Origin of the sequence: Roseomonas sp. CECT 9278 (assembly GCF_918698155.1) — a bacterium.
Classification (GTDB): Bacteria; Pseudomonadota; Alphaproteobacteria; order Acetobacterales; family Acetobacteraceae; genus Neoroseomonas.
Window position 1 is genome coordinate 110,943 of sequence record NZ_CAKKLX010000009.1, and the last position, 25,236, is coordinate 136,178.

Here is a 25,236-nt window from a genome sequence, read left to right on the forward strand (position 1 = left end):
GGGGCGATGCGACCTTTGCGCCCATGCCGACCCAGGACGACATCCGCGCCGCCGCCGAACGCATCGCCCCGCATGTTCGGCGCACGCCGGTCATCCGGTTGTCGGCCGCCGAGGCCGGGCTTGCCCATCCGCTGGCGCTGAAGCTGGAGCAGTTGCAGGTCACCGGGTCGTTCAAGCCGCGTGGCGCCTTCAATCGCATCCTCTCGGCGCAGGTGCCGGCGGCGGGCGTGGTCGCGGCCTCGGGCGGCAATCACGGGCTGGCGGTGGCCCATGCCGCCCAGGTGCTGGGCCTCAAGGCCGAGATCTTCGTCCCGGAGATCACCCCCGCGGCCAAGCGCGCCCGCATCGCCGCGACCGGGGCCACGCTGACCGTGGGCGGCGCCGCCTATGACGCCGCCCGCCAGGCCAGCGAGGCGCGCGCGGCCGCCACCGGCGCGCTGGTCATCCATGCCTATGACCAGCCGGAGGTCCTGGCCGGCCAGGGCACGGTGGCGATGGAGTTCGAACAGGATGCCCCGGAGCTGACGCATGTGCTGGTCGCGGCCGGCGGGGGCGGGCTGTATGGCGGTGTCGCGTCCTGGTATCGCGGCCGCGCCAAGGTGGTGATCGTCGAGCCCGATGAATGCCCCACCTTGCTGGTGGCCGCCATGGCCGGCCGGCCGATGGACGCGCCGACCGGCGGCGTGGCGGCCGACAGCCTGGGCGCGCGGCGGGTCGGCGACCTGGCGTTCCGGATCATGGCCGAGCTCGGCGGGCAGTGCATCGTGCAGAAGGACGACGCCATCCTGCAGGCCCAGCGCTGGTTGTGGGACAGGCTGCGTGTGGTGGCCGAACCGGGCGGGGCGACCGCGCTGTCGGCGGTGCTGTCCGGCGCCTTCGCCCCACCCCCCGGGGCGTGCGTCGGGGTGATCGTGTGCGGGGCGAATTGCGACCCCGGCTCTGTCGTGGCGTGAACGCGGGCGGTCCGGCCGCGCGCCTTCGCTGCTAGTTCCTTGTTTTCGCGCGTATCTTTACCCGGCCGGCTGATTTCCTCCGATCGGGATGTGGCCTAGAATTGCCGACGACGAGAAGGAAGACCCGCCCATGATCGGACGACGCGGCCTGGTGGGTCTCGGAGTGGTCGCCGCGCCTGTGGCGGCGCGGGCGCAGGGCGCCTGGCCGGACCGCCAGATCCGGTTGGTCGTCGGCTATCCGGCCGGCGGGCCGTCAGACATCTTCGCCCGCCTGCTGGCGGGGCAGATGGCGCCGCGGCTCGGCCAGCCGGTGGTGGTCGAGAACCGCCCCGGCGGCGGCGCCGTGCTGGCCAGCGAGACCGCCGCCCGCGCCCCCGCCGACGGGCATGCCTGGATGCACGTGGACAACGGCATCCTGGTCTATAACCCGGCATTGTATGGGCGGCTGCCCTATGACCCCGACCGCGACTTCGCCGGGGCGGGGTTCATCGGGCGCTTCCCGCTGTACATCGTGTGCCGCGCCGATGCGCCCTTCGCGGATTTCGCCGGGCTGGTGGCGGCGTCGCGCAGCCGCGCACCGACCTATGGCACGCCGGCCGTCGCCTCCCCGCACCACCTGGCGATGGAACTGGTGAAGCGGCGCGCCGGCCTGGCGGCGGAGCACGTGCCCTATCGCGGCGGCCAGGCCGCCATGCAGGACCTGCTGGGCGGCAGCGTCGACCTGGTGATGATCGACACCGCGACCGGCCTGCCCTTCATCCGCGACGGCCGGGTGCGCGCGCTGGCGGTGCTGAGCGAGGCGCGCACCGCCGAGGTTCCCGCCGTGCCGAGCCTGCGCGAACTGGGCCACGACGCCGTTGCCTTCGGCTGGCAAGGCATCAGCGTGCCGCGCGGTGTGCCGGCGGCGGTGGTCGCGCGCCTCAACGCCGAGATCGTGCGCGCCATGGCGTCGGAGGAGATCCAGGCGCGCACCCGCGCCCTGGGCATCCAGACCACCGGCTGGTCGGCCGCCGAGTTCGATGCCTTCGTGACGGCCGAGAACGCCCTGTGGCGCCCGCTGATCCGCGACCTGGGCATCCGGCTGGACGCTTGACCGCGGGGCGCGACCTGCCCAGCTTCGCGGCATGACGCGACGCATGCTGATCCTGGCCGTGATGGCCTCCGGCGCCGCCCTGCCCGCCGCGGCGACCGAGGGCGCGGTGCAGCGCAGCGGCCGAGCGGTGGAACGCGCCACCAAGCGCACGGGCGATGCGGTCGAGCGCGGGGCGCGCCGCACCGGATCGGCGCTGGAGCGCGCGGCGGACTGGACCGGGCGGCGCCTGCGCCGCGCCGGGGAATGGGCCTTCGGGAACTGAGGCGGGGCCGCGCGCTGCGGCGGGGCTGCCCCGTTGTCGCCGCGACGGCCCGCCATCATCTGTCTGGGACGGCGCCCGGCCCATGATGGCGCCGCCGACCCGTGGAGACCGAAGATGCGCTTGATCCCTGCCGCCCTGATCCTCGCCGTCGCCGCGGCGCCTGCGCTGGCGCAGGGCGCGGGCAGCCTGCCGCCGCCCGTGCCCCTGCCTTATGTGCCGCCGCCGGCGGCCGATGCCGCGCCGGCGCGCCAGCCCGGCGTGGGCGAGCGCGCCGGCGCCGCCGTGGACCGTGCCGCCGAACAGACCGGCCAGGCTCTCGAACGCGCGGCGGATGAAAGCGGTTCGGCGCTCGGCCGCGCTCTGCGGTGGTCCGGCCAGCAGATGCAGGGTGCCGGCGAATGGACGGCACGCCAGGGCGAACGCATGACCGGCACGCCGCCCGCGCCGGCGCCGTCCTCGCGGTAGGGCGGCGCCGTGTCGGGCCGCCTGGCCTGACGGGGCGACCTTGCGTGCGATGGCGGCGGCGGTCGGGCGCCCTGTGAGGCGCCCGGACGCGCGCTATGCCTGCTGGGCGCGCCAGGCTTGGGCGATCTGCGCGCCGTTCGCATTCCACACGCTGCCCTTCGCCAGGATGGCGTCGAGCATCGCGCCGAAGGCGCGGATGCGGTGTGGCTGGCCCATCAGCCAGGGCGTCACCGACAGCGTCAGGATGCGTCCGCCGCCGGTCGCCGCCGCTTCCGCATCCAGCGCGGCGTGGGCGGCGAGGACCGCGTTGCAGAAATCCTCGGTCGCCATGTTCTGCTGCTGGAGCATCTTCTGGTCCGCGAGGTCCTGCGGCAGGGGCATGGCGAGCAGCGGGCCGGCGCTCGTCGCCATGCCATAGGGCATGTCGTCGTTCAGCCAGCCGCTGGTCCAGTCGAAGCCCTCGGCGGCGACCAGGTCGAGCGTGCGGGGCGATTCCGAATGCGCCGGCGAATGCCAGCCGCGCACCGCATCGCCGAAGCGTACGCGCAGCAGCGCCGCCGCTTCCTTCACCGTCGCGGCTTCCTCGGCCTCGGGCACCTGGGCGTGGTGCAGATGGCCCATGTCGAGGCCCGCACAGGCGGGTTCCCAGCCGGCGGCCTCGATGTCGTCCATCAGCACGGGATAGAGCGGCGCCAGCGCGGCGGAGAGCAGCGCCGTGGCGGTGAGGTTGCGTGCCGCCAGCGCCTTCATCAGCCGGTAGATGCCGATGCGGTTGCCGTAGTCGCGCTGCGTATAGTCCCAGAAGGACGGGTAGGGGCGTTCCATCCCGCCCGGCGCGATGAAGGGCTTGAGCGGCATGTCCATCGGGAAGTGCCCGACATGCACCGCGATCCAGAGCGCCACGCGCGCCCCGCCCGGCCATTGCACCGGCTTCAGGTCCGGCAGCGCGCGGAACGGGTAGATGTCGTGGTCCATGCCCCGCCGGCGCAGCGGGTAGTCGAAGTAGTCCGCCGGCAGCCCGCTCATGGCGTGCCCTCCGCGATCCAGGCCTCGTGCGCGGCCAAATGGTGGTCGATGTAGTGCCTGGCGATCTCGCGCCCGGTCGCCAGCCAGACCTTGTCGTGCTTGACGACGTGGCGGAGCACCTCGTCGAGCGCGCCGATGCGATGCGCCTGGCCGATCAGGAAGGGGTGCAGCGGCATGCACATCACGGTGCCGGAGTCCGCGCCTTCCTCATACAGTTGGTCGAACTGCGCCTTGCAGATGGCGGCGAAGCGGTCGGGCGGCGTGTTGCGCATGACCAGCAGCGGCACGTCGTTCACTTCGAGCGAATACGGGATCGACACGAAGGGCTTGCCGGAGCGCGTGCGGATCGGCGTCGGCTGGTCGTCATGCAGAAGGTCCAGCGTATAGAGCAGGCCTTCCTCCGCCAGGATGTGCTGCGTCGCTTCGTCGTTGGAGATCGCCGGCGTCAGCCAGCCATCCAGCGACTGGCCCGACGCGCGCAGGATGGTCTCGCGGTTCTCGCGGATCACCTGGCGCTGCTGGTCCTCGGTCATGCCGTAGAAGTAGCGCGTGTTGTAGGTGCCGTGGCTGAACAGCTCCCAGCCGAGTTCGCAGCAGCGCTCGATGATCTCGGGGTAGTGGTCGCAGACCGCGACGTTCAGGCTGACCGACCCGCGCACGCCGTGCTTCGCCATGATATCGGCCATGCGCCAGAAGCCCACGCGGTTGCCGTAGTCGCGCCAGGAATAGCCGGACACATCCGGCTGCGGCCGCGGCCAGGGCGCGCGGCGCGGGTTGTGGGGCGCGTACAGCTCGTAATGCTCGATGTTGGGCGCGACCCAGAAGGCCACGCGCGCGCCGCCCGGCCAGGTGATCCTGGGCCGGCGCCGCCAGGGCATGTAGCCGTAGTGCTGCTGTTCCTTGAGCATCAGCTCAGCCCTCCAGCGCCGGGATGGCGGCGAGCACATCGGCCACCGGCAGCACGTCGGCGTATTTCACCGCCATGTCGTACAGGTTCGCGAAGTGCGGGCTCTCGTGCTTGTCGGCCACGCATTCCTCCGGAACGATCATGCGGAAGCCGCAGGACAGGCCATCGACCACGGTGGCGCGCACGCAGCCCGATGTGGACCCACCCGTGACGATGACGGTGTCGATGCGGTGGAAGGTCAGCAGCGATCGGAAATGCGTCTCGAAGAAGGCGGACGCCATGCGCTTGTTGAACACGATGTCGGACGCGGCGCGGCGCGTGCGCGGATCGAGCTGCGCGCGCGGCGAGCCTTCCTTGATGTTCTGCAGGCTGTCGGGCGTGTCGGTGCGCGTGCCCCATACCCCGCAATCCTCGCCCGAGGGCAGGTACGCCACATAGGTCCAGACCACCGGCCAGCCGCGCGCCCGCACCGCATCCGACACGGCGTTGATGTGCTCGATCTGCCGCGGGTCGGTCTCGTAGGCCGTGACGTAGGTCTGCGGCTGGGTATAGGCGCATTGCACGTCGATGTTCACGACCGCCGCGCGGCGGCCGAAGCCGAAGCGCCGGCGCGACGGCGCCGCCTTGAACTCGGTGTAGAGCTGACGTGCGGTCCTGCCGTCCTCGATCATCATTCCTGCCTTGCGCTGCCGGCGCGGAGCCTGCGCGCCGCGGCACCGAGTCTGCGCGCCGCGGCGCGATTGGCAAGGCCCGGTCCGGCGGGCGCATGTCATGGTGGCAATCGTACGTCGTTCATGGAAGTGTCGCACAAAGGCCGGGCGCCGCCGCCGAGGGCCGGGCACCGCGGAGGGATTTCAAGGCATGGTGCTGACGCTGGCGCTCGAACGCGTGGAATTCCTCCCGCTCGGCCGCGTGACCGACGACACCTCCATCCTGACGCTGCGCTCGCTGGTCTTCGAACCGCTCTGCCGCTGGCGCGACGGACGCGTCGAACCGGGGCTGCTCGCGGCCTGGGCGCATGAGCAGGGCGGCCGGGCCTGGCAATTCGCGTTGCGCCCCGGCGCCACCTTCCACGACGGCGAAGCCTGCACCGCCGATGATGTGGCGGAGACCATCGCGGCGCATCTGCGCGGCATCGACATGTTCGGCATGCCCTGGCCCTATGCGCGCTACCTGGCCAATGCGCGCATCACGCCGGAAGGGCCGGGGATGCTGTCGATCTCCACGCCCGAACCCCTCGCCGACCTGCCCGAGATCCTGGCCGAGTTCTTCGTCATGCGCGCCGCGTCCGACGGCGCCATGACGCTGGGCACCGGGCCGTACCGCGTGCTGGACCATGCGCCGCGATCGCATGCGCTGCTGGAGGCGGTGGACCGGGACCGCGCGCCGGCGCGCATCCGCCTGGTCGCGGAGCCCGATCCGCAGGGGCGCCATCGCATGGTGGTGGAAGGCACGGCGGATGCGGCGGCCAACCTTGAGCGCCTGCCCGACCTGCGCCTCCGCGATGCGGCGCTGCGCTGGGGCCATGCGGCCAATACGCTGTCGGTCATGTACTACCTGGAATGCCGGCGCGGCGCCTTCGTGCACCCCGCGGCGCGGCGCGCGGTGAACCTCGCGGTCGACGTCCCGGCCATCATCGAGACGCTGTTCCAGGGCCTGGGCGTGCCGGCATCCACGATCGTCAGCCCCTTCCACCTGGGCCACCGGGAGGCCGCGCTGTCGCCGATCCCGCACGATCCGGCGGCGGCGCGCGCGCTGTTCGACCAGGCCGGGGCAACGGGCGAGCTGGTCATCCGCACGCCGCTGCACATGCCCGAACGCGCCCCGCAGATCAGCGAGATGATCGCGCAGGACCTGGCGCGCGCCGGCATCCCCGCCCGCATCCAAACGGAAACGGACCGACCCGACTACGCGCGCCAGGTCGGGCGCGGGCAGATCGGCGACCTCGCGATCTTCGACAGCTCGCCGCATTCCACCTTTCGCGTGCTGAACGACAAGATCTCCTCCGCCGTGCAGGGCCAGTGGTGGCAGGGCTTCGACGATCCCGCCCTGGAGCCCATGATCACGCAGGCGAACCGCACGATGGACATCGAGGCGCGCGCGCTTGCCTATGCGCGCTGCCTGCGCCGGCTGCACGACAACCCGCCCTGGCTCTACCTTTTCCATCCCGTCGAGGCCTTCGCCGCACGGCCGGACGCGCCGCCCCTGGCGCTCGACCATCGCGGCGTGCTGATGCTGGTCTGAGGACGCGCCCGATGGATCCCCGCGAGACCGTCTTCATCACCGCCGCCGCGCTCGGCGAACGCCTCGCCGCCGGCGCGCCGCTATCGGTCCTGGCGGTGCGCAATCCGCGCCTGCCGGAACATGCCGACGCGCCACGCATCCCGGGCGCCATCGACATCGACCTGCCGACGGAACTCGCCGCCCCTGGCGGCGGGACGCGCGGCAGCCGCCCCCTGCCGGCGATCGACGCGTTGCAGCGCGATGCGATCCGATGGGGACTGCGACGCCACGTGCCGGTGGTGCTGTACGACCATGACCGCTGCCTGACGGCGGCGCGCGGCTGGTGGGTGCTGCGTTGGGCAGGGCTGACGCAGGTGCTGCTGCTGGATGGCGGTTTCCCGGCCTGGCTTGCGGCGCGGCTGCCAGTCGGCACGCTGCCGGCGACGCCTGCGCCCGGCGACGTCGTGCTGTCCGCCGGGCACATGCCTGTGCTGGATGCCGATGCGGCGGCGGCCATGGCGCGCGACGGCGTGCTGCTCGATACGCGCATCCGCGGCAACTACATCGGCGGCGCCACGGTGCCGGGGCAGCCGCCGCGCGGGCACATCCCGGGGTCGGTCAGCGCGCCGGCCGCCGATGCGCTGACCGAAGCCGGCACCTTCCTGGATGCGGCGACCTTGCGGCACCTGTTCGAGACCCTGGGCGCCGACGGCAGGCGCCCGCTCGGCGTCACCTGCGGTGCGGGGATATCGGCGGCGCATGGCGTTGCGGCGCTGGCCTCGATCGGCGTGGCGGCCGCGATGTATTCCGGGTCCTGGTCGGCCTGGGCGGCCGATCCGGCACGCCCGGTGGTGGTCGGCGGCCGCCCCGGCTGACGCGCGGCGCTTGAACTTCCGCCGGCGGCGTGCGGTGCTGGCACGCGCGGTGCCCGGCATCGCCGGGCGCTGAACGGCGCCGCCCCTCATTGTCCGGATTCCCCTACGCATGATCGGCTTCCCCCGCCGCAGGCTTGCCCTGATCCCCGCCGGCCTCCTGGCCGCACCCGCGCTGGCGCAGGAGGCGCCCTGGCCGAACCGGCCGATCCGCCTGGTGGTCGCCTTCCCGCCGGGCGGCCTGACCGACGTGATGGGGCGCATGGTCGCGCAACGGCTCCAGGCCGAGCTCGGCCAACCCGTGGTGGTCGACAATCGCGGTGGCGCCGGCGGCACTGCCGGCACGCAGGTCGCGGTGCGCGCCGCGCCGGACGGCTACACCGTCGCGGTCGCCGTGCCCTCCACCCATATCACCGGCCCGATCCTGTTCCCCACCCCGGGCTATGACGGCGTCAACGATGTCGCGCCGGTCGGTGCCTTCGCGTCCGTCGCGTCGATCGCGGTGGTGCATCCCTCGGTGCCCGCGACCTCGATCGCCGAGCTGACGGCGCTGGCGAAGGCGCGGCCCGGCGCGCTGAATTTCGGGTCGGCCGGCGCCGGCGGATCGGTCCACCTGGCGGGCGAACTGTACAAGATGCGCGCGGGCATCGACATCGTGCACGTGCCCTATCGCGGTGGCGCGGCGATGCTGACCGACCTGCTGTCCGGGCGCGTGCAGATCGCCTTCGACAACCTGCCGCAGATCCTGCCGCATGTGCGCTCCGGCGCCGTGCGCGGCCTGGCGGTGACCAGCCGCGAACGCCAGGCGCTGATCCCGGAATTGCCGACCATGATCGAGGCCGGCGTGCCGGGCTACGAGATCATTTCCTGGTTCGGCCTGACCGCGCCGCTGGGCACGCCGGCGCCGATCGTCGCGCGGATGAACGCCATCATGCGCGCGATGGTGGCCGACCCGGCGGTGCAGACGCAACTCGGGCAGATGGGCGCCGCGCCGCTGTCCATGACGCCCGCGGAATTCGGCGACTTCCTGCGCGCCGAACGCGAACGCTACGGCGAGATCATCCGCGTCAGCGGCGCCCGCGTGGATTGATGGGCGGCGTGGCGCTGGGCGGGGAGGGCTTTGCCCTCCCCGGACCCCACCCACCAAGGGCTTAAGGCCCTTGGAACCCTCGAATTGATCGAGGGAATGGGGGAGGGGCATGGCGGCTCAGCGGCGAAGGCGGCACCGTCGATGCCCCTCCCCCATTCCCCCGATTAAATCTCCGCGGTCCAGGGGGCCGTAGCCCCCTGGTGGGGGGAGGTCCGGAGGGGGGCAAAGCCCCTCTCCGCCTACCCGCCGCTACAGCGCCCGCCAGCCGATATCCCTGCGGCAGAACCCGCCGGGCCAGTCGATTGCGTCGACTGCCGCGTAGGCTGCTGCCTGCGCCTCGGCCAGCGTGGTGCCGGTGGCGGTGATGCCCAGCACGCGTCCCCCGGTCGCGACCAGCGCGCCGTCCTCCCGGCGCGCCGTGCCGGCGTGGAAGACCTGCACGCCGGGGATCTGCGCGGCGCGTTCCAGGCCGCGGATCTCGCTGCCCTTGCTGTAGCTGCCCGGGTAGCCCCGTGCGGCCATCACCACGACCAGTGCGTGCAATGGTTCCCAGCGCAGGTCGAAGGACGCCAGTTCACCGTCGCAGGCGGCCAGCAGCGCCGGCAGCAGGTCCGACCGCAGGCGGACCATCAGCGCCTGGCATTCCGGGTCGCCGAAGCGGACGTTGAATTCGATCAGCCGCGGGCCGTCCGGCGTGATCATCAGCCCGGCGAACAACACGCCACGGAAGGGTGTCCCGCGGCGCGCCATCTCGGACAGCACGGGGGACACGATGCGCGCCATGACGTCGTCGCGCAGCGCGTCGGTGAAGATCGGCGGTGGCGAATAGGCGCCCATGCCGCCGGTGTTCGGGCCGGTGTCGCCATCGAAGGCGCGCTTGTGGTCCTGCGCGGCGCCGAGCGCGATGGCGTGCGTGCCGTCGCACAGCGCGAAGAACGAGACTTCCTGCCCGACCAGGCATTCCTCGACCAGCACCGTGGCGCCGGAATCGCCGTGGATGCGGGATTCCATGATGTCGGCGATGGCGGCATCGGCTTCGGCGATGGTGGCGGCGACAACGACGCCCTTGCCGGCCGCGAGGCCATCAGCCTTCACCACGATGGGTGCGCCCTGGTCGCGGATATAGGCACGCGCCGCGGCGGGATCGGTGAAGCGCGCCCAGCGCGCGCCCGGTGCGCCGGCGGCGTCCGCGACCGCGCGCGTGAAGGCCTTGCTGCCTTCGAGCTGCGCGGCGGCGGCCGATGGCCCGAAGCACTTGATGCCCGCTGCCGCGCAGGCATCCGCCAGGCCGAGGGTGAGCGGCCCCTCCGGCCCCGCCACCACCAGGTCGACCGCGTGCTCGCGCGCGAAAGCCACCAGCGCGGGAATCGCCTCCGCGCCGATCGGAACGCATTCGGCCACTTCCGCGATGCCGGCATTGCCTGGCGCGCACCACAGCCGCGTGAGCAGCGGCGAGGCCGCGATCGCCCAGCACAGCGCGTGTTCCCGCCCGCCGCCGCCGACCACCAGCACCTTCATGTGACCACCCCGTTCCGCAACAGGGGCGCCTTAGCATAGGGTGGCGCCATGGACACGCCCGCCACCAACATCCCCGACTACAGCGTCTCCGACCTGGCGGGCGCCATCCGCCGCACGCTGGAAGGCGCCTTCGGCCGCGTGCGCGTGTGCGGCGAGATCACCGAGCTGAAGCGCTACCCGTCCGGCCACACCTATCTGTCGCTGAAGGACCAGGACGCGAAGATCGAGGCGGTGATCTGGAAGACCGCCATCCGCAACATCGGCACCATGCCCGAGAACGGCGTGGAGATGATCGCGACCGGGCGCATCAGCACCTATGCCGACCGGTCGAAGTACCAGCTGGTGATCGAACGCCTGGAATATGCCGGCGAGGGCGCGCTGCTGGCGAAGATCGAGGCGCTGCGGAAACGCCTGCTGGACGAAGGCCTGTTCGACGAGGCGCGCAAGCAGCCCATCCCGCGCCTGCCGGCGGTGATCGGCGTGGTGACGAGCGAAAAGGGCGCGGTGATCCAGGACATCCGGACCACCATCGCGCGCCGCTTCCCCCGCCGCATCCTGCTGTGGCCAGTGACCGTGCAGGGCCAGGGCGCGGCCGAGCAGATCGCCGCCGCCATCCGCGGCCTGGACGCCATCCCGGCCGGCGGCCGCGTGCCGCGCCCCGACGTGATCATCGTCGCGCGCGGCGGTGGCTCGCTGGAGGACCTGATGGCCTTCAACGAGGAAATCGTGCTGCGCGCCGTGGCTGCCTGCACCATTCCGCTGATCAGCGCGGTGGGCCACGAGACGGACACCACGCTGATTGACTTCGCCTCGGACCGTCGCGCACCCACGCCGACCGCCGCCGCCGAACTTGCCGTGCCGGCCCGCGTCGAACTGCAAGGCGCGCTGGCGCAGACCGGCGCGCGGCTGGTGCAATCCGTCGCCGGCGTGCTCAACGCGGCCAGGCTGCGCCTGCTGCGGGCCGAGCGCGGGTTGCCCGACGCGCCGGCGCGCATCGCGCAGTCGCGCCAGCGCCTGGACGATGTGGGGGATCGGCTGCCGCGCGCATTGGCGGCGCTGCTCTCGGCACGCCGGCACGCCATTGCCGCACTGCGCGTGCCGCACCCGCGCGAGGGCATCCTGGCGCGCCGTGCCGCCGTGCAGGGCCTGTCGCTGCGCCTGGCGGCCGGCTGGGCCCGCCAGCGCGACGCACGCACCCGCGCACCGGCCATCGCGCGGCTCTCACCCGCCCCCGTCCATGCCCTGCTGCGCCAGAAACGCACGCTGCTCGATGGCTTGGCGGCACGGCTCGAGAGCGCCTCCTACACCTCGGTCCTGGCGCGCGGCTTCGCCCTGGTCCGCGACACCGACGGCCACCCCATCACCACCGCCGCCCGCATCACCGCCGGCCAGGCGCTGCGCCTGACCTTCGCCGACGGCGAGGCCCGCGCGGTCGCGGAGGGCGCATCGGCACGGCGGAAGGGGCAGGCGCCAGGGCAGGGGAGCTTGCTGTGAGTGGCACGGTAGCGCGGAGAGGGGCTTTGCCCCTCCCCGGACCCCACCCCACCAAAGGCCGAAAGGCCCTTGGAACCCGGGACTTGATCGGGGAATTCGGGGAGGGGGCGGGAGCGCGTGTGGCGACGGGCGCGCCCGCGAGCCCCCTCCCCGAATTCCCCGATGAATCTCAAGGTGTCCAGAGGCCCTTAGGCCTTTGGCGGGGTGGTCCGGAGGGGCAGAGCCCCTCCGCTCTCCCGCGCCGCGCACTGCTCGCTCTCCCCGCCCTGCTGCTGCCCCGTCCTGCCCGTGCGGTGTCCTTCCCGGACCGCGGCCTGACGCAGGGCGGCTTCGTGCTGGGCCAGGCGGCGCCGGGGACGCGGCTCGCGCTGGATGGGCGGGTCGTGCGCGTTTCGGCCGAAGGTGCCTTCGCGTTCGGTTTCGGGCGCGACCATGCGGCGGCGTCGGTGCTGGCAGTCACGCAGCCGGGGCAACGGCCGGAGGAGCGGCGCCTGGCGGTCGCGCGGCGGCAGTGGCAGGAACAGCGCATCAGCGGCCTGCCGCCGGCGCAGGTCACGCCGGACGAGGCGACGCTGGCGCGCATCCTGCGGGAGCGTGAGCGGCTGGGCGTGGCACGCGCGACGGATTCTGCGCTGACGGGCTTCGCGCAGGGGTTCACGGCGCCGGCGACGGGCCGGATTTCAGGCGTCTTCGGCAGCCGGCGGGTGTTGAACGGGCAGCCGCGGCAGCCGCATTACGGGTTGGATTTCGCCGTGCCCACCGGCACGCCGATGCTGGCGGCCGCGGCGGGGCGCGTGACGCTCGCGGCCTCGTTCCACTTCTTCGGCGACCTGGTGGTGATCGACCATGGGCATGGGGTGAACACGCTGTACGCGCATCTGTCGCGCATTGACGTGCAGGAAGGGCAGGTGGTGGGCCGCGGCGAACGCATCGCGCTGTCGGGTGCGACGGGGCGGGTGACCGGGCCGCACCTGCATTTCTCCCTGTCCTGGTACCAGGTGTGGCTGGACCCGCAGCCCGTGGTGCTGGGCGCATGAGCACGTCGCTCGCCTGGGATGAACGCTATGCCGGCGGCGGCTTCCAGTTCGGCGAGGCGCCGAACCTGTTCCTGCTGGGCCAGGCGCATCGCCTGAGGCCCGGCATGCGGGCGCTGGCAGTGGGCGATGGGGAGGGGCGCAACGGCGTCTGGCTGGCCGAACAGGGGCTGGCGGCGACCAGCATCGACTGGTCGGCAGTCGGGCTTGGGAAGGCGCGCGCCCTGGCCGCGCGGCGGGGCGTGGCACTGGACACGGTGACGGCCGACGTGACGCGATGGGATTGGCCGGCCGCGGGCTTCGACGTCATCGCCTGGATTTTCGTGCACCTGCCGCCGGAGGATCGGGCGCTGGCCTGCGCCGGCGCGATGCGCGCGCTGGCGCCGGGCGGGCTGCTGCTGCTGGAAGCCTTCACACCCGCGCAGGAGGGCCGGCGCAGCGGCGGACCGAAGGACCCCGCGCTGCTGTGGGCGCGGGCGCTGGTCGAACGCCACTTCGCCGGGCTGGAGGTGCTGGAACTGCTGGAAGGCAGCGTGGCGCTCGACGAAGGGCCGCGCCACCAGGGCCTGGCGGAGGTGGTGCGCGCGGTGCTGCGCCGCCCCTGACGCTACTTGTGCAGCAGCCGCCCCAGCACCGGCATCACCGCGAAGCCGACCGCCAGGCCGACCACGCCGGCCAGCGCCGCGTTCACGATCCACTCCAGCGTGGCGCCGCCCACCGCGCGCCCCGCACCCGCCGCGATGTCGTGGAACAGGTGCGGCAGCCAGCCCAGGCCGAATTCCTCCATGCCATGCAGGATGATGCCGCCACCGACCCAGATCATCGCCGCGGTGCCGACCACCGAGAGCACCTTCAGCACCACCGGCATGCCGCGCACCAGGATCGCGCCCGCCGAGATGCCGCGCCGGACCATCGCCGCGCCGACGTCGTCCGCCTTCACGATCAGCGCCACGACGCCGTAGACGCCGACGGTGATCACCAGCCCGACCAGCGCCAGCACCGCCGCCTGCGTCCAGATGTTGGACTGCGGCATGGTGGCGAGCGCGATCGCCATGATCTCGGCCGACAGGATGAAGTCGGTCTTGATCGCGCCGGCGACGCGTTCGTTCTCCAGGTGCACGGCATCGACCGGCGGGGCGTCGGCCACCGCCTCGGGCGCGTGGGGGCGGATCCATTCCGCGACCTTCTCGCTGCCTTCGAAGCACAGGTAGATGCCGCCCAGCACCAGCAGCGGCGTGATCAGCCAGGGTGCGAAGGCCGACAGCAGCAGCGCGGCGGGCAGCAGCACCAGGAACTTGTTGCGCAGCGACCCCAGCGCGATGCGCCCGATGATCGGCAATTCGCGATTGGCGTCGAAGCCGACCACGTAGCGCGGCGTGACAGCGGCATCGTCGATCACGACGCCCGCCGCCTTGGCGCCCGCCTTGCCGGCCTGCAGCGCGACATCGTCGAGCGAAGCGGCCGCCACCTTGGCGATGGCGGCAACGTCGTCCAGCAGGGCGAGGAGGCCTGTGCTCATGTGCGAAGGGTCCCGGGCGAGGAAGCCGCACCTTCGCAGATGCGAGACATGCCTTCAATGCGGTGGCGGAGCGGCGTGGCGCGGCACGCCGCGGCGCCCTTGGCGGCCGCTACAGCACGGTGTCGCCGGTCAGCGTGATGCCGGGCAGGGTGATGCCGGGCTGGGTGCTGCTGCCCGTGAGCGACAGCGTCCCGCCGCCCAGGCTGATGGTGCCGCCGGGCGACAGCGGGTCTCGCGCACTGACCAGCGTGACGGTGCCGTCCGGCCACGGCAGCGCCGCACGCCCGGAACCAATGCCAAGCGAGATCGCGCCGACAGACCCAGGGGCGTTCGGCAGCGATGGCAGCCCGGCGCCGCGCAGCAGCACGCTGTCGCCGCCGTCGAAGGTGAACAGGTAGCCGGCGGCGACCACGGCGCCGGTGATCGATCCGAACGGGCCGATGGCGAAATCATCCGTCGCCCAGTCGAAATCCACCACGACGTCTGCGCCACTGCCGGGCGCGAAGACGAAGACGTCGCTGCCGGCGCCGCCCGACATCGTGTCGTTGCCCGCGCCGCCCACGATGCTGTCGTTGCCGTCCAGCCCGAACAGCCGGTCGGCGCCGCTGCTGCCCACCAGCGTGTTGTCGGCGCCATGGCCCACGCCGTATCGCGCCGCGCCCTCCAGCACCAGCACCTCGACCCCGTCGGCGAGCCGATACCCCTCCGCGCCCGAGGCGATGACCGTGTCCGCGCCGCCGCCCGGCAGTTCCAACACGCGATCGGCGCGGCGGTCCACCAGCAGCGTGTCGTCGCCGGCGCCGCCGCGCAGCGTGTCGGTGCCCGCGCCACCCACCAGCCGGTCGCGCCCGCCACCGCCATCGAGCAGGTCGGCACCGCCGCCGCCGTCGATCGTGTCGTTGCCGCCAAGGCCGAACAGCCGGTTGGCCGAGCCATTGCCGACCAGGCGCGTGGCGGTGCCGGCCGCGGTGCCGCCCGCCGCGCCGGCCGCCTCAGCCAGCACCAGCGTCTCGATATTGGCGGACAGGCGGTAGGTCGCGGCGGCGATCACGGTGTCGGCGCCGCCCGAGGCCGTTTCGATCGCCCGGTCGCCCTGGCCATCCACCAGGAACAGGTCGTCGCCTGTGCCACCGGTCAGCATGTCCGACCCGGCACCGCCATCGAGCGTGTCGTCGCCATCGCCGCCCACCAGATTGTCGGTGCCCGCGCCGCCGGCCAGCATGTCGTCATCCGCCTGGCCAAACAGGCGGTCGTCGCCGTCCATCCCGTGCAGCGTGTCCGCGCCGGTGCCGCCTTGCGCGGTGTCGTTGCCGCCGCCGGCATAGGCGATGTCCCGCCCGGCGCCGGCGAGGATGCGATCGGCGCCATCGGCCGGCCCGGACAGGACAGGGTCGAGCCGGAACACCTCCCCGCCATAGTCGACCACCAGCAGCGCGCCGTCGGGCGCGGTGGCGAAGCCTGCCGGCAGGCCCAGCGTGCCGGCGGAGGGCGCGATCAGCCCCGTCAGTTCGCTGCGTGTCCAATTGCCATCGCCGTCGCTGTCGTCCAGCGCGAAGATGCGGCCCGAGATGAAGTCGCCGAAGATGTAGCGCCCGTGCAGCGCCTCCGACGGTCCGCGATACACCAGGCCGCCGGTGACCGAACGCCCGTCGCCCGAGGCGTGCGCGTAGTCGTGGATCGGGAAGGTCAGGCCGGTGGTGGGCGCGGCCGGCGTGACGAACGGCGCGCTGCCTTCGTACAGCCGCCAGCCGAGATTGTCCCCGGCGGCGACGATGTTGATTTCCTCGCGCGCGTTCTGGCCGACATCGCCGACGAAGAAACGACCGGTCGCGGGGTCGAAGCCGGCGCGGAAGGGATTGCGCAGGCCGGTGGCGAAGATCTCGTCCAGCCCTGCCGTGGCCGCGAAGGGGTTGTCGTCCGGGATGGCGTAGTTGCGCCGTGGATCGGCGGCGAAATCGTCGCCATCCACATCCAGGCGAAGCACCTTGCCGAGCAGCGATTCCAGGTTCTGCGCGTTGTTCAGCGGATCGCCGCCGCTGCCGCCATCGCCCACCGCGACATGCAGCATCCCGTCCGGCCCGAAGCCGATCCAGCCGCCCTTGTGATTGGTGAAGGCCGGCTGCGGGATCTCGATGATGGTGCGCGCGCTGTCGGGCACGGCCACGCCATCGGCGCCGAGGCGATATTCGCGGACCTCGCTGGTACCGCCCGCCTGCGAGAGAAAGACGAAGAACCGCCCATTCGCCGCGAAGTCGGGATGGCAGGCGAGGCCGAGCAGCCCGCGTTCCCCGTCGATCGCGATCTGCCCCGTGAGGTCGAGGGCCGGCGTGGCGGCGATGGTGCCGCTCGCGAGGTCCATGACCTTGAGCAGCCCGTCGCGCTCCAGGATGAGCAGCCGCCCCGAGGCATCCGGCGGCGCCACCACGGCGATCGGCTTCGCCAGCCCCGACGCGATGCGCGTCGCGACGATGCTGTCCGCCGCGGCACCGGGCGTGAAGGCGATGAACAGGTCATCGGCGGCGCTGCCCGACAGCGTGTCGGGGTCCTGGCTTCCGGTGATCTCGGCCATGGATCTCCCCTGCGCCGCTGCAGCCTGGTGCGCCGGAACGCGCGCGTCGGCGGCTCCACAGCAGGTCCAGGACGTAGCACGGTTTCACGGGAAACGGAATCGCCGGGCGATGCGGATGATGCGCGCGGTGGCCGCGAAGGACCGCCCGGTCAGCCTGTCGTCAAGCCGCCATTGATCGCCGCCGAGACGATCGACACGACCAGCGCGCCGATCACCGCCGAGGCGAAGCTCGTGATCGTGAAGTCCGGCACCAGCCGCGCCACCAGCGAGAGCATTCCCGCATTCACCACCAGGATGAACAGGCCGAAGGTGACGATGGTGATCGGGATCGACAGGAACAGCGCGACCGGGCGGATGGTCGCATTGACGATGCCCAGCAGGATGGCGGCGAGCAGCAGAGTCTTGCCATCTGCAACCTGCAGGCCGGGAACGATGGAGACGGCCACCCACAATGCAACCGCGGCCACCGCCGTGCGGATCATGAACCCGATCATTTCCCCCCGCTCCAAGCGGCGCTATGGGTCGGTCGAAGCTTGCTCCCCCGAACGGGGAACGCGCCGCGATCGCCATCACACGCCCGGATAGTCTGCGCCGACTGCATGTCGATTTCCACCCTTGCCGGTTCCGGCGCCCTGGTACTGTGGGCCTTCCTGGCGTTGCTCGCCAAAATGGCGAGTGGCATGCCCGTATTGCAACTGACAGGCATGGCCTTCGCGGTGGGCGGCACGCTCGCGCTCGTGGTGGTGGTGGCGCGGCGGCGGCTCGCGGCGCTGCGGCAGGGACCGCTGGCCTGGCTGCACGGCGTGGGCGGGCTGTTCGGATACCATGCGCTGTATTTCGCGGCGCTGGCGCTGGCGCCGGCGGTGGAAGCCAACCTGCTGAACTACCTCTGGCCGCTGCTGATCGTGCTGCTGTCGGCGCCGATCCTGGGGCTGCGGCTGGGCCCGCGGCGGCTGGCCGGGGTGGCGCTGGGCTTCGCGGGCTGTGCGCTGCTGGTGGGCGCGGGCGCGTCCTTCCCCGCCGGGGCGGGCTGGGGCTTCGCCTGCGCGGTCGCCTGCGCCGTGGTCTGGGCGGTGTATTCGGTGACGTCGCGCCGCATGGCCGCGGTGCCGACGGACGCTCTGGCCGGCTTCTGCATCGCCACCGCGCTGCTGTCCGGCGCGGCGCACCTGGTCTTCGAGAGCACGGTCATGCCCGATGCCGCGCAATGGACGGCGGTGCTGCTGCTGGGCGCGGGACCGCTCGGCGCCGCCTTCTTCCTGTGGGACGAGGGCATGAAGCGTGGCGACCCGCGGTTGCTCGGCACGCTGGCCTATGCCGTGCCGGTGGCCTCGACGCTGCTGCTGGTGGCCGTGGGGGAGGGTGCGCTCGACTGGCGGGTGGCGGCGGCCGCGGTGCTGGTTGCCGGCGGCGGGCTGCTGGCGGCGACGGCGCGCGGGTGAATGGCCAGGGGCGCGCGCCCTCGGCCCGGCGCATGGTCATCGGGCGTGGAATCGCCTGGCGGGCGGGACGATGCGACGGCAGGCAGGGCCGGAGCCGTTCCGCCCTGACGGTCGCGGCGAAACGGGGCTAGCCTGGGGCCCCGCCCGCCGGTGGCGGCGGCAATGGGGGAAGGGAACACCGGGAATGTCTCCATCGCGTCGCGGCGTGATCGCCACAGCCATGGCCGCCGCGCCGATCGGCGCCCGCGCGCAGGCCGCCTGGCCGGGTGACCGGCCGATCCAGCTCATCGTCCCCTTCCCGCCGGGCGGCGGCACCGACATCAACATCCGCGCCATGGTGCCCTTCTTCGAGAAGCACCTGCCCGGGGCACGCTTCGTGGTGGTCAATCGCCCGGGCGCGGGGGCGGAGATCGGCTATACCGCCGCCGCGACGGCAGCGCCCGACGGATACACGATCGGCACCGTCATCACGCCCAGCCTGCAGACCAACACGATCGAGCGCACGCCACGCTACGCGCTGCGGGACTTCGCCTTCCTCGGCACGGTGGTGGAGGATCCGGGTGGCTTCTTCGTCGCGCCGAACAGCCCGTGGCGGAATGTCGCGGACCTGGTGCAGGCGGCGAAGGCGGCGCCCGGCACCATCGCGGTCGCCACCGCCGGCATCGGCTCGGACGACCACCTGCTGATGATCGAATTCGAGAATGCCGCCGGCGTGCGGCTGAACCACGTGCCCTTCGCCGGCCAGGCGCCGGGGGTGACGGCGCTGATCGGCGGCCATGTCCAGGTCGCGTCGATGAACATGGGCGAGAGCGTGGGCATGATGCGCGAGGGCCGGGTGCGCGCGCTCGCGGCCGCCGGGCCGGCGCGCTTCCCGATGGCGCCCGACGTGCCGACCTTCGCCGAGGCCGGCTTCCCGATCGACACCGGCGTGGTGCGCAGCCTGGTCGTGCCGGTGGCGACGCCGGTGCCGATCCTGCAACGGCTGCAGGCGATGCTGGCGGCCACGATGCGCGACCCGGCCTGGATCGCGGAAGCGGAGCGCCTGTTCATCCCGCTGCAATACCGCTCGCCTGAGGACACCTACCGGATCGTCTGGGACGCGGAGCGGGCGCTGCGCGCGCTGTGGGCGCGGCGTCCGTGGAAGGACAGCTGAGACGTGGCGCGGCTGATCGATCTCTCGACCCCGGTCCGCACCGGGCATTTCCGCTGGGCGGTGGAACGACGCCTGGCCAAAAGCCACGACACCGGCGCCGGCCAGGCGACCTGGGCGGGCTGGAACGTGCACGCCTTCACCCACATGGACAGCCCGCGGCATGTGGACCCCGAAGGCTTCACGACGGATGCGATCTCGCTGGACATGACCTGCGGGCCAGGGGCGGTGGTGGATGTCTCGGACGTGCCGGCCAACAGCCCGATTCCGGTCGAACGCCTGGCGGCGGCGGGGGCGCATCTGCGGCGCGGCGACTTCGCGCTGATCCGCACGCGCTGGGACGAACGCGCGAGCCTCGACACCGAGGATTTCTGGCTGAAGGCACCGTGGATGACGGCGGAGGGGTCCATCTGGCTGCGCGAGCAGGGCATCAAGGCGGTCGGCTTCGACTTCCCGCAGGACCACTGCATCCGCTTCTTCCTGACCGGACAGCCGCGCCCGCCGCTGCCCGAGCACGTCACGCATTTCCACCTGCTGGCGCGCGGCGTGATCATGTTCGAATACCTGTGCAACATGGGTGCCATCACGCAGCCGCGCTGCCAGGTGATCGGCTTGCCGGTGAAGCTGCCGGACAGCGATGGCGCGCCGGCGCGGGTCATCGCCATCGAGGATGAGGCGTGAGCCTCGCGGGGCAGGTCGCGCTGGTCACCGGCGGCGGGTCGGGGATCGGCGAGGGGATTGCGCTGCGGCTGGCGCGCGATGGTGCGGCCGTGGTGGTCGCCGACGTGAATGCGGTCGCCGCCGCGCGCGTGGCGGATGCGATCACGGCGGCCGGCGGCACTGCGGCGCCGCAGCCGATGGATGTGACGGACGAGGCGCAGGTCGATGCCGCGGTGGCCGAGGCCGAGCGACGCTTCGGCCGGCTGCGGATCGCGGTGTGCAATGCCGGCATCACCGATCGCGTGCCGGCGCTGGAGATGTCGCTCGCCGCCTTCGAGCGCGTGCTGCGGGTGAACCTGGTGGGCTGCTTCCTCACGGCGCGTGCTGCCGGGCGGGCGATGTCCGCTGCGCCCGGGGCAGGCGGGCGGATCGTGACCATCTCCTCCGTCTCCGGGCAGTTCGGCGGCACCGGGCGCGCCGCCTATGGCGCGAGCAAGGGCGGCATCGAGATGCTGACCCGCGTGCTGGCGGCGGAACTCGCGCCCGCCGGCATCCTGGTGAATGGGGTGGCGCCGGGACCGGTGCAGGTGGCGCGCACCGCCCATGGGCCGCGGCAGCGCGCCGCCTTCCTGGATCGGATGGCGGTGAAACGCTACGGCACGCCGGCCGACGTGGCGGCGGCGGTGGCCTTCCTGTGCGGCGGCGACAACGGCTTCGTCACCGGGCAGATCCTGAACGTGGATGGCGGCTTCGCGTCGTCGGGCGTGATGTACGACCCTGCCGAGGGCGCCTGACGCTACTGCGGGAAGTGCTCGACATGCGTCTCGGCGGTGCGGCCGAAATAGACGACGCGCCGGCCGAGGAAGGAGACCATGTAGCCGGCGCAACCGGCCGCCGTGACCGTGCGGCAGAAGCCGGCATAGGTGTAGCCGGGCGCATTCGTCTGGGCGTCGCGGACGGCTGCGGCGACCACGGTGGCCTGGAATTCGGCGGCGACGGGGGCGTCCGGGGCGGGATGCACCAGCTCCAGGCTGTCGCCGTCCGGCAGGTAGTAGGTCGAGACGCCGCGGCGGTAGTCCACGGCATAGCCCTCGAAGCCTGCGTCGATCAGGCGGCCGACGATCGACGGGAAATCGAGCGATCCGTCATGCGATGCCGCGAGGCAGGATTGGGCGATGCTGGTTCGATGCGCGTCCATGGCGTTGCTCCGTGTCGGGGGTGGCGTGGGTCGTGCCGCGGTGGCGATTCCGGCATCGTCGTCGAAGGCCGTCACCGTCCTGGTCCGGGGCGCACCGGCGAGGCCAAGCAGGCGCGCGGCTGCGCTGGCGATGCGGCCGGTCGCATCATTCCGTCGGCATGGTTGTCAGGTCATGGGCGGCGACGATCTTGCGGAGCGCGGCTTCCACCCCGGCGCGTTCCTGCGCGCTGAGACACCCGAAAATGGCCGCGTCATTCGCATCCGCCAGGCGCGCGAGGCGCGGCACCAGGCGGCGCCCTTCAGGAGTCAGCGCCAGGCTGTGGGCGCGGCCGTCCTCGGGGTTGGCGTGCCGGGACGCCAGCCGCTTGGCGACGAGGCGATCGGCAAGCTTGCTGATCGCGCCGCGTGTCATGCCCATGCGATCCGCGAGGTGGCTCGGCGGCCGGGAGGCGACGTCGTGCAGTTCCCGCAGCACGACCCATTCGGCGACGGTGACGCCCTGGCCGTCCAACCGCCGGGCGAAGGCCGCGGAGACGTGGTTGGAGACCAGCCGCAGCCAATAGCCGAGGTGGTCTGTGAGTGCGGCAGGGGACGGCGTGCGGACCATGGGCGACCTTTTGAGTGACTAGGAAACGATAAGTTGAAAGTTTCCTAGTCAACCGAAATCCGTGGCGGTCAGCGGCGCATGTCGGGCATGCCTGTCTCGTCGCTGACGATCCTGCCATCCACCAGGTGGATGCGCCGCGTGGCGCGGCGTGCGAGGTCCGCATCGTGGGTCACGACCAGCACGGCGCGGCCTTCCTCCGCCGCGAGCCGCGCGAAGATGTCGAAGACCGCCGCGGCGTTGCGCGTGTCGAGGTTGCCGGTCGGTTCGTCGGCCAGCAGCAGCACGGGGTCGTTGGCCAGGGCGCGGGCGATGGCGACGCGCTGGCGCATGCCGCCGGAGAGCTGTTCGGGCAGCTTCGCCGCCGCATCCGCGAGGCCGAGGGCATCGAGCAACGCCATGGCGCGCGCCACCGCGGCCTCCGGCTTCAGGACGCCGCGCCGGCGGATGGGAATGAGCACATTGTCCAGCGCGGAGAATTCCGGCAGCAGGAAATGGAACTGGAAGACGAAGCCGAGCCGTGCGAGGCGCAGCGCCGCGAGGTCCTGGCCGGACAGCAGCGCGGTATCGGTGCCTTCGAGCAGCACGCGCCCCGCGCTCGGCCGGTCGAGCAGCCCGAGCAGATACAGCAGCGAGGATTTCCCGGACCCCGACGGCCCCGTGATGGCGATGAATTCCCCCCGGGTGACGGTCAGGCTGATGTCGCTGACCAGCGTCACGCCCTCCCCCAGCCGCTTGGTGATGCCTTCGGCAGCGAGCAGCGCCGCGGTCACGGCGCCAGGTTCCAGAAAAGGGAGGGGGTTCGGGGGAGTTCCCGCCCCCGGCCTTCCGTCACGCGGCGCCCCTGACGACCTGCACCGGATCCAGCCTGGCTGCCCGCCGCGCCGGGATGACGGCCGCGAAGGCCGCCGATGCCACCGCGAAGAACGACGCCACCGCGAAGATCCGCCAGTCATGCGCCATCAGGAATCGGTCGGTGCCGGCCGGTGTCTGGGTGCCGAAGCGCACCTGCCCCAGCCCTTCGATCATCAGCTGCCCGAGCACGCAGCCGAGCACGGCGCCGAGCAGCCCCGCGATCATGCCCTGCACCAGGAACAGCCGCTGGATGTCGCCTTCGGTGAAGCCGAGCGATTTCAGGATGGCGATGTCGCGCGTCTTCTCGAACACCACGGTCGAGATGATGTTGTAGATGCCGAAGGCGGCGACCAGCAGGATGGCGCCGGTCACGCTGTACATGATCGCGTTCTGGATGATGAAGACCGTGAGGATGTTGGCGTTCTGCTCCTCCCAGGATTCCGTGCGGTCGCCGAAGCGCGCTTCGATCTGCCGGGCCAGCGGTTCGGCCTGCGTCACGTCGGCCAGGCGCAGCAGGATCTGGTTCACGACATTGGGGCGGTCCTGCAGGGTCTGGTTGACCTTCAGCAGCGCATAGCCGGCCGATTGGTCGAGCGTGACCAGCCCGGTGTGGAAGATGCCCACGATCTTCATCTGCAGGGACACGCCGCGCGGCGAGACGGCGATGACGCTGTCGCCCATCTGCACGCCGAGCCGCGTCGCCAGGGCCTGGCCAATGATCAGGCCATTGGCGGCCGAGCGCAGGTCCTCGAGCCGGCCGTGGATCATGTCCTTCTGGAGGTTGGCGACGCGCGCATAGGCCGCCGGCTCGATGCCGGTGACCGTGATGGTGACGTCGCGCGAGCCGTAGCGCAGCAGGGCGGCGCCGGTGAGGATGGCAGCCGCAGACGCGCCGGGGATCGCCTCCAGCATCGCGAGCTTGTCGCCCGGCGCGCGGATGCCGCGCACGCGGTCGCGCGGCTTCACGCCGTTGATCGCGACGGCGCCGTCGGGCGTGGCCAGTTCCGCCGCCTGGGGCAGCGGGCTGCGCGTCTCGTCCTTGATGACGATATGCGGCTGTACGTCGATCACCTGCTGCACGAAATAGGTCTGGAAGCCGCGCATCAGCGATGCGATCGCGATGAAGAAGGCCACGCCCAGCGCCACGCCGAGCACGCTGACCAGCGTCTGGCGGCGCCGGCGCGACAGCATGCCGCGGGCAAGGTCGAGGATGAGCCTCATGGCCTGATGCGCACCGCCTGTCCCGCCACGAGGCCGGGCGGTGGGTCGAGCACCACCGCCTCGCCGGGGTGCAGGCCGCGCCGGATCTCGACGGCGCGGGGGCCTTGCACGCCCACCTCGACAGGGCGCGGCTGCACCGCTTCGCCCTGCACCACGAAGACCCGCCCGTCGCGCACCGCCGCGGGCGGGACCAGCACGGCATTGTCGGTCTGGTGCAGCACGATGTTCGCCTCGACCGTCATGCCGATCATCAGGGGCGTGTCGTCGGGCAGCGCCAGGCGGACGCGGTAGGCCTTGCGGGTGGCGTCGCCCTTTGGGGTGATCTGGCCGACCGTCGCGGTCAGCACCTGGCCGGGGAAGGCATCGGCGCGCAGCAGCACGCGCTGGCCTTCGCGGACCTGGGCGATGTCCTCCTCGTCCACCTCGGCCGTCACGCGGAGTGGGCGAGGTTCGCCGATCCAGAACAGGCTGGCGGGGGTGTCGACCACCTCGCCGACCTCGGCATCGCGGCGCAGCACGATGCCGTCCGCGGGGGCGCGCACGATGTAGTCATCCAGGCGGCGCTGCGCGGCCTCGGCCACGGCGCGCACGGCGCGGGCCTCGGCCTCGGCGCGGTCGAGGGTGGCGCGGGCGGCGATGTCGCGGGTGACCAGGGTACGGATGCGGGCCAGGTCCTCCTGCGCGAAGCGGGCGCGGGCTTCGGTCTCCTCGGCGCGGTGCACGGCCTCCCGGTTGTCCAGGCGCGCGAGGGGCTGGCCTTCGGCGACGCGTGACCCTTCCTCGGCCAGGACCTCGGTGATGCGGGCGCGGACCGCCGGGCCGACACGGGCCCAATGGATCGGTTCGACGCTGCCGGTGGCATAGACGGCGCGCAAGGCCGGGCCCGAGGTGGCGAGCGCGAGGGTCACGGCGGGCGGCAACGTCCACCAGGCCCAGCCACCGGCGGCGGCACAGACGATCAGGACAGCCAGAATCAGGCGGCGGCGCATGGTCCGGGATGGGTAGCACGGGGGCGGGCCCGGCGCGCGGGGGATGAAAGCCGGTTGCGGGGCGGCGGCGCGGCGGGTAGAAGGCGCCGCCC

Annotated in this window: 26 protein-coding genes; 14 read left to right on the plus strand and 12 right to left on the minus strand. The window is 72.3% G+C overall.

Annotated elements, in window-relative coordinates; genetic code table 11:
- Positions 1-23: 23 nt before the first annotated feature.
- The 4 genes from LQ222_RS08640 to LQ222_RS08655 all read left to right on the plus strand — a co-directional run bounded on the left by LQ222_RS08640 (position 24) and on the right by LQ222_RS08655 (position 2,773).
- Positions 24-953, plus strand: coding sequence for a threonine/serine dehydratase (locus LQ222_RS08640; protein ID WP_230165801.1), 930 nt, complete (start codon positions 24-26; stop codon positions 951-953).
- A 130-nt stretch (positions 954-1,083) separates the two neighbouring features.
- Positions 1,084-2,046 (plus strand): tripartite tricarboxylate transporter substrate binding protein, encoded by a 963-nt coding sequence (locus LQ222_RS08645; RefSeq protein ID WP_230165802.1) that lies wholly within the window; start codon positions 1,084-1,086, stop codon positions 2,044-2,046.
- Positions 2,047-2,089: 43 nt separating this feature from the next.
- Positions 2,090-2,308, plus strand: a complete 219-nt coding sequence (locus tag LQ222_RS08650) for a hypothetical protein (RefSeq protein WP_230165803.1) — start codon at positions 2,090-2,092, stop codon at positions 2,306-2,308.
- 114 nt (positions 2,309-2,422) lie between these two features.
- Positions 2,423-2,773, plus strand: a complete 351-nt coding sequence (locus LQ222_RS08655; RefSeq protein ID WP_230165804.1) for a hypothetical protein — start codon at positions 2,423-2,425, stop codon at positions 2,771-2,773.
- 93 nt (positions 2,774-2,866) lie between these two features.
- Here LQ222_RS08655 and LQ222_RS08660 read toward each other — a convergent pair whose 3' ends face one another.
- Genes LQ222_RS08660 through LQ222_RS08670 form a run of 3 tightly spaced genes read right to left on the minus strand, consistent with a single transcriptional unit; the run spans position 2,867 to position 5,380 of the window.
- Positions 2,867-3,799, minus strand: coding sequence for a hypothetical protein (locus tag LQ222_RS08660; protein WP_230165805.1), 933 nt, complete (start codon positions 3,797-3,799; stop codon positions 2,867-2,869).
- Entirely contained in the window at positions 3,796-4,707 is a 912-nt protein-coding gene (locus LQ222_RS08665; protein ID WP_230165806.1) for a polysaccharide deacetylase family protein, read from the minus strand. The genes LQ222_RS08660 and LQ222_RS08665 overlap by 4 nt, the downstream gene beginning before the upstream one ends.
- 4 nt (positions 4,708-4,711) lie before the next feature.
- On the minus strand, positions 4,712-5,380 hold the full coding sequence (locus LQ222_RS08670) for an isochorismatase family protein (RefSeq protein WP_230165808.1): 669 nt from the start codon (positions 5,378-5,380) through the stop codon (positions 4,712-4,714).
- Between the two features lie 187 nt (positions 5,381-5,567).
- On the opposite strand from LQ222_RS08670, the gene LQ222_RS08675 reads away from it, so the two are divergent.
- The 3 genes from LQ222_RS08675 (at position 5,568) to LQ222_RS08685 (ending at position 8,891) form a co-directional block, all read left to right on the plus strand.
- Entirely contained in the window at positions 5,568-6,950 is a 1,383-nt protein-coding gene (locus tag LQ222_RS08675) for an ABC transporter substrate-binding protein (protein ID WP_230165810.1), read from the plus strand.
- Positions 6,951-6,961: 11 nt separating this feature from the next.
- Positions 6,962-7,804 carry a sulfurtransferase gene (locus LQ222_RS08680; RefSeq protein ID WP_230165812.1) on the plus strand — a complete coding sequence of 281 codons (843 nt, stop codon included), beginning with the start codon at positions 6,962-6,964 and terminating at the stop codon, positions 7,802-7,804.
- A 109-nt stretch (positions 7,805-7,913) separates the two neighbouring features.
- Positions 7,914-8,891 (plus strand): tripartite tricarboxylate transporter substrate binding protein, encoded by a 978-nt coding sequence (locus LQ222_RS08685; RefSeq protein WP_230165814.1) that lies wholly within the window; start codon positions 7,914-7,916, stop codon positions 8,889-8,891.
- Positions 8,892-9,140: 249 nt separating this feature from the next.
- Here the strand turns inward: LQ222_RS08685 and purD are convergent, their stop codons facing one another.
- Entirely contained in the window at positions 9,141-10,409 is a 1,269-nt protein-coding gene (purD, locus tag LQ222_RS08690; protein ID WP_230165816.1) for a phosphoribosylamine--glycine ligase, read from the minus strand.
- 48 nt (positions 10,410-10,457) lie between these two features.
- On the opposite strand from purD, the gene xseA reads away from it, so the two are divergent.
- The 3 genes from xseA to LQ222_RS08705 all read left to right on the plus strand — a co-directional run bounded on the left by xseA (position 10,458) and on the right by LQ222_RS08705 (position 13,542).
- Positions 10,458-11,903 carry an exodeoxyribonuclease VII large subunit gene (xseA, locus tag LQ222_RS08695; RefSeq protein WP_230165818.1) on the plus strand — a complete coding sequence of 482 codons (1,446 nt, stop codon included), beginning with the start codon at positions 10,458-10,460 and terminating at the stop codon, positions 11,901-11,903.
- A 293-nt stretch (positions 11,904-12,196) separates the two neighbouring features.
- Positions 12,197-12,940, plus strand: coding sequence for a M23 family metallopeptidase (locus LQ222_RS08700; RefSeq protein WP_230165820.1), 744 nt, complete (start codon positions 12,197-12,199; stop codon positions 12,938-12,940).
- The gene (locus LQ222_RS08705; RefSeq protein WP_230165822.1) at positions 12,937-13,542 is read left to right on the plus strand and encodes a bifunctional 2-polyprenyl-6-hydroxyphenol methylase/3-demethylubiquinol 3-O-methyltransferase UbiG; all 606 of its coding nucleotides are present in this window, start codon (positions 12,937-12,939) and stop codon (positions 13,540-13,542) included. Before LQ222_RS08700 ends, LQ222_RS08705 begins: the two co-directional genes overlap by 4 nt.
- A 2-nt stretch (positions 13,543-13,544) precedes the next feature.
- Here the strand turns inward: LQ222_RS08705 and LQ222_RS08710 are convergent, their stop codons facing one another.
- The 3 genes from LQ222_RS08710 to LQ222_RS08720 all read right to left on the minus strand — a co-directional run bounded on the left by LQ222_RS08710 (position 13,545) and on the right by LQ222_RS08720 (position 17,507).
- Positions 13,545-14,456 carry a DUF808 domain-containing protein gene (locus LQ222_RS08710; RefSeq protein WP_230165824.1) on the minus strand — a complete coding sequence of 304 codons (912 nt, stop codon included), beginning with the start codon at positions 14,454-14,456 and terminating at the stop codon, positions 13,545-13,547.
- A 109-nt stretch (positions 14,457-14,565) separates the two neighbouring features.
- Positions 14,566-17,025 carry a PQQ-dependent sugar dehydrogenase gene (locus LQ222_RS08715; protein ID WP_230165825.1) on the minus strand — a complete coding sequence of 820 codons (2,460 nt, stop codon included), beginning with the start codon at positions 17,023-17,025 and terminating at the stop codon, positions 14,566-14,568.
- 149 nt (positions 17,026-17,174) lie between these two features.
- The gene (locus tag LQ222_RS08720; RefSeq protein ID WP_230165827.1) at positions 17,175-17,507 is read right to left on the minus strand and encodes a phage holin family protein; all 333 of its coding nucleotides are present in this window, start codon (positions 17,505-17,507) and stop codon (positions 17,175-17,177) included.
- 117 nt (positions 17,508-17,624) lie between these two features.
- Between LQ222_RS08720 and LQ222_RS08725 the strand changes: the two genes are divergently transcribed.
- The 4 genes from LQ222_RS08725 to LQ222_RS08740 all read left to right on the plus strand — a co-directional run bounded on the left by LQ222_RS08725 (position 17,625) and on the right by LQ222_RS08740 (position 21,071).
- Positions 17,625-18,467 (plus strand): DMT family transporter, encoded by an 843-nt coding sequence (locus LQ222_RS08725; protein WP_230165829.1) that lies wholly within the window; start codon positions 17,625-17,627, stop codon positions 18,465-18,467.
- Between the two features lie 184 nt (positions 18,468-18,651).
- Positions 18,652-19,620 carry a tripartite tricarboxylate transporter substrate binding protein gene (locus LQ222_RS08730; RefSeq protein WP_230165831.1) on the plus strand — a complete coding sequence of 323 codons (969 nt, stop codon included), beginning with the start codon at positions 18,652-18,654 and terminating at the stop codon, positions 19,618-19,620.
- Positions 19,621-19,623: 3 nt separating this feature from the next.
- On the plus strand, positions 19,624-20,298 hold the full coding sequence (locus LQ222_RS08735) for a cyclase family protein (protein ID WP_230165833.1): 675 nt from the start codon (positions 19,624-19,626) through the stop codon (positions 20,296-20,298).
- Positions 20,295-21,071 carry an SDR family NAD(P)-dependent oxidoreductase gene (locus LQ222_RS08740; RefSeq protein WP_230165834.1) on the plus strand — a complete coding sequence of 259 codons (777 nt, stop codon included), beginning with the start codon at positions 20,295-20,297 and terminating at the stop codon, positions 21,069-21,071. Before LQ222_RS08735 ends, LQ222_RS08740 begins: the two co-directional genes overlap by 4 nt.
- A gap of 2 nt (positions 21,072-21,073) precedes the next feature.
- On the opposite strand, the gene LQ222_RS08745 is transcribed toward LQ222_RS08740, so the two are convergent.
- The 5 genes from LQ222_RS08745 to LQ222_RS08765 form a co-directional block, all read right to left on the minus strand.
- The gene (locus LQ222_RS08745) at positions 21,074-21,475 is read right to left on the minus strand and encodes a DUF1398 domain-containing protein (protein ID WP_230165835.1); all 402 of its coding nucleotides are present in this window, start codon (positions 21,473-21,475) and stop codon (positions 21,074-21,076) included.
- A 145-nt stretch (positions 21,476-21,620) separates the two neighbouring features.
- Complete coding sequence (locus tag LQ222_RS08750; protein WP_230165836.1) at positions 21,621-22,082, minus strand: MarR family winged helix-turn-helix transcriptional regulator; 462 nt, start codon at positions 22,080-22,082, stop codon at positions 21,621-21,623.
- 68 nt (positions 22,083-22,150) lie between these two features.
- Complete coding sequence (locus LQ222_RS08755; RefSeq protein WP_230165837.1) at positions 22,151-22,852, minus strand: ABC transporter ATP-binding protein; 702 nt, start codon at positions 22,850-22,852, stop codon at positions 22,151-22,153.
- Positions 22,853-22,910: 58 nt separating this feature from the next.
- Entirely contained in the window at positions 22,911-24,155 is a 1,245-nt protein-coding gene (locus tag LQ222_RS08760) for an ABC transporter permease (RefSeq protein ID WP_230165838.1), read from the minus strand.
- Positions 24,152-25,144 carry an efflux RND transporter periplasmic adaptor subunit gene (locus tag LQ222_RS08765; RefSeq protein ID WP_230165839.1) on the minus strand — a complete coding sequence of 331 codons (993 nt, stop codon included), beginning with the start codon at positions 25,142-25,144 and terminating at the stop codon, positions 24,152-24,154. The genes LQ222_RS08760 and LQ222_RS08765 overlap by 4 nt, the downstream gene beginning before the upstream one ends.
- Positions 25,145-25,236: the final 92 nt, after the last annotated feature.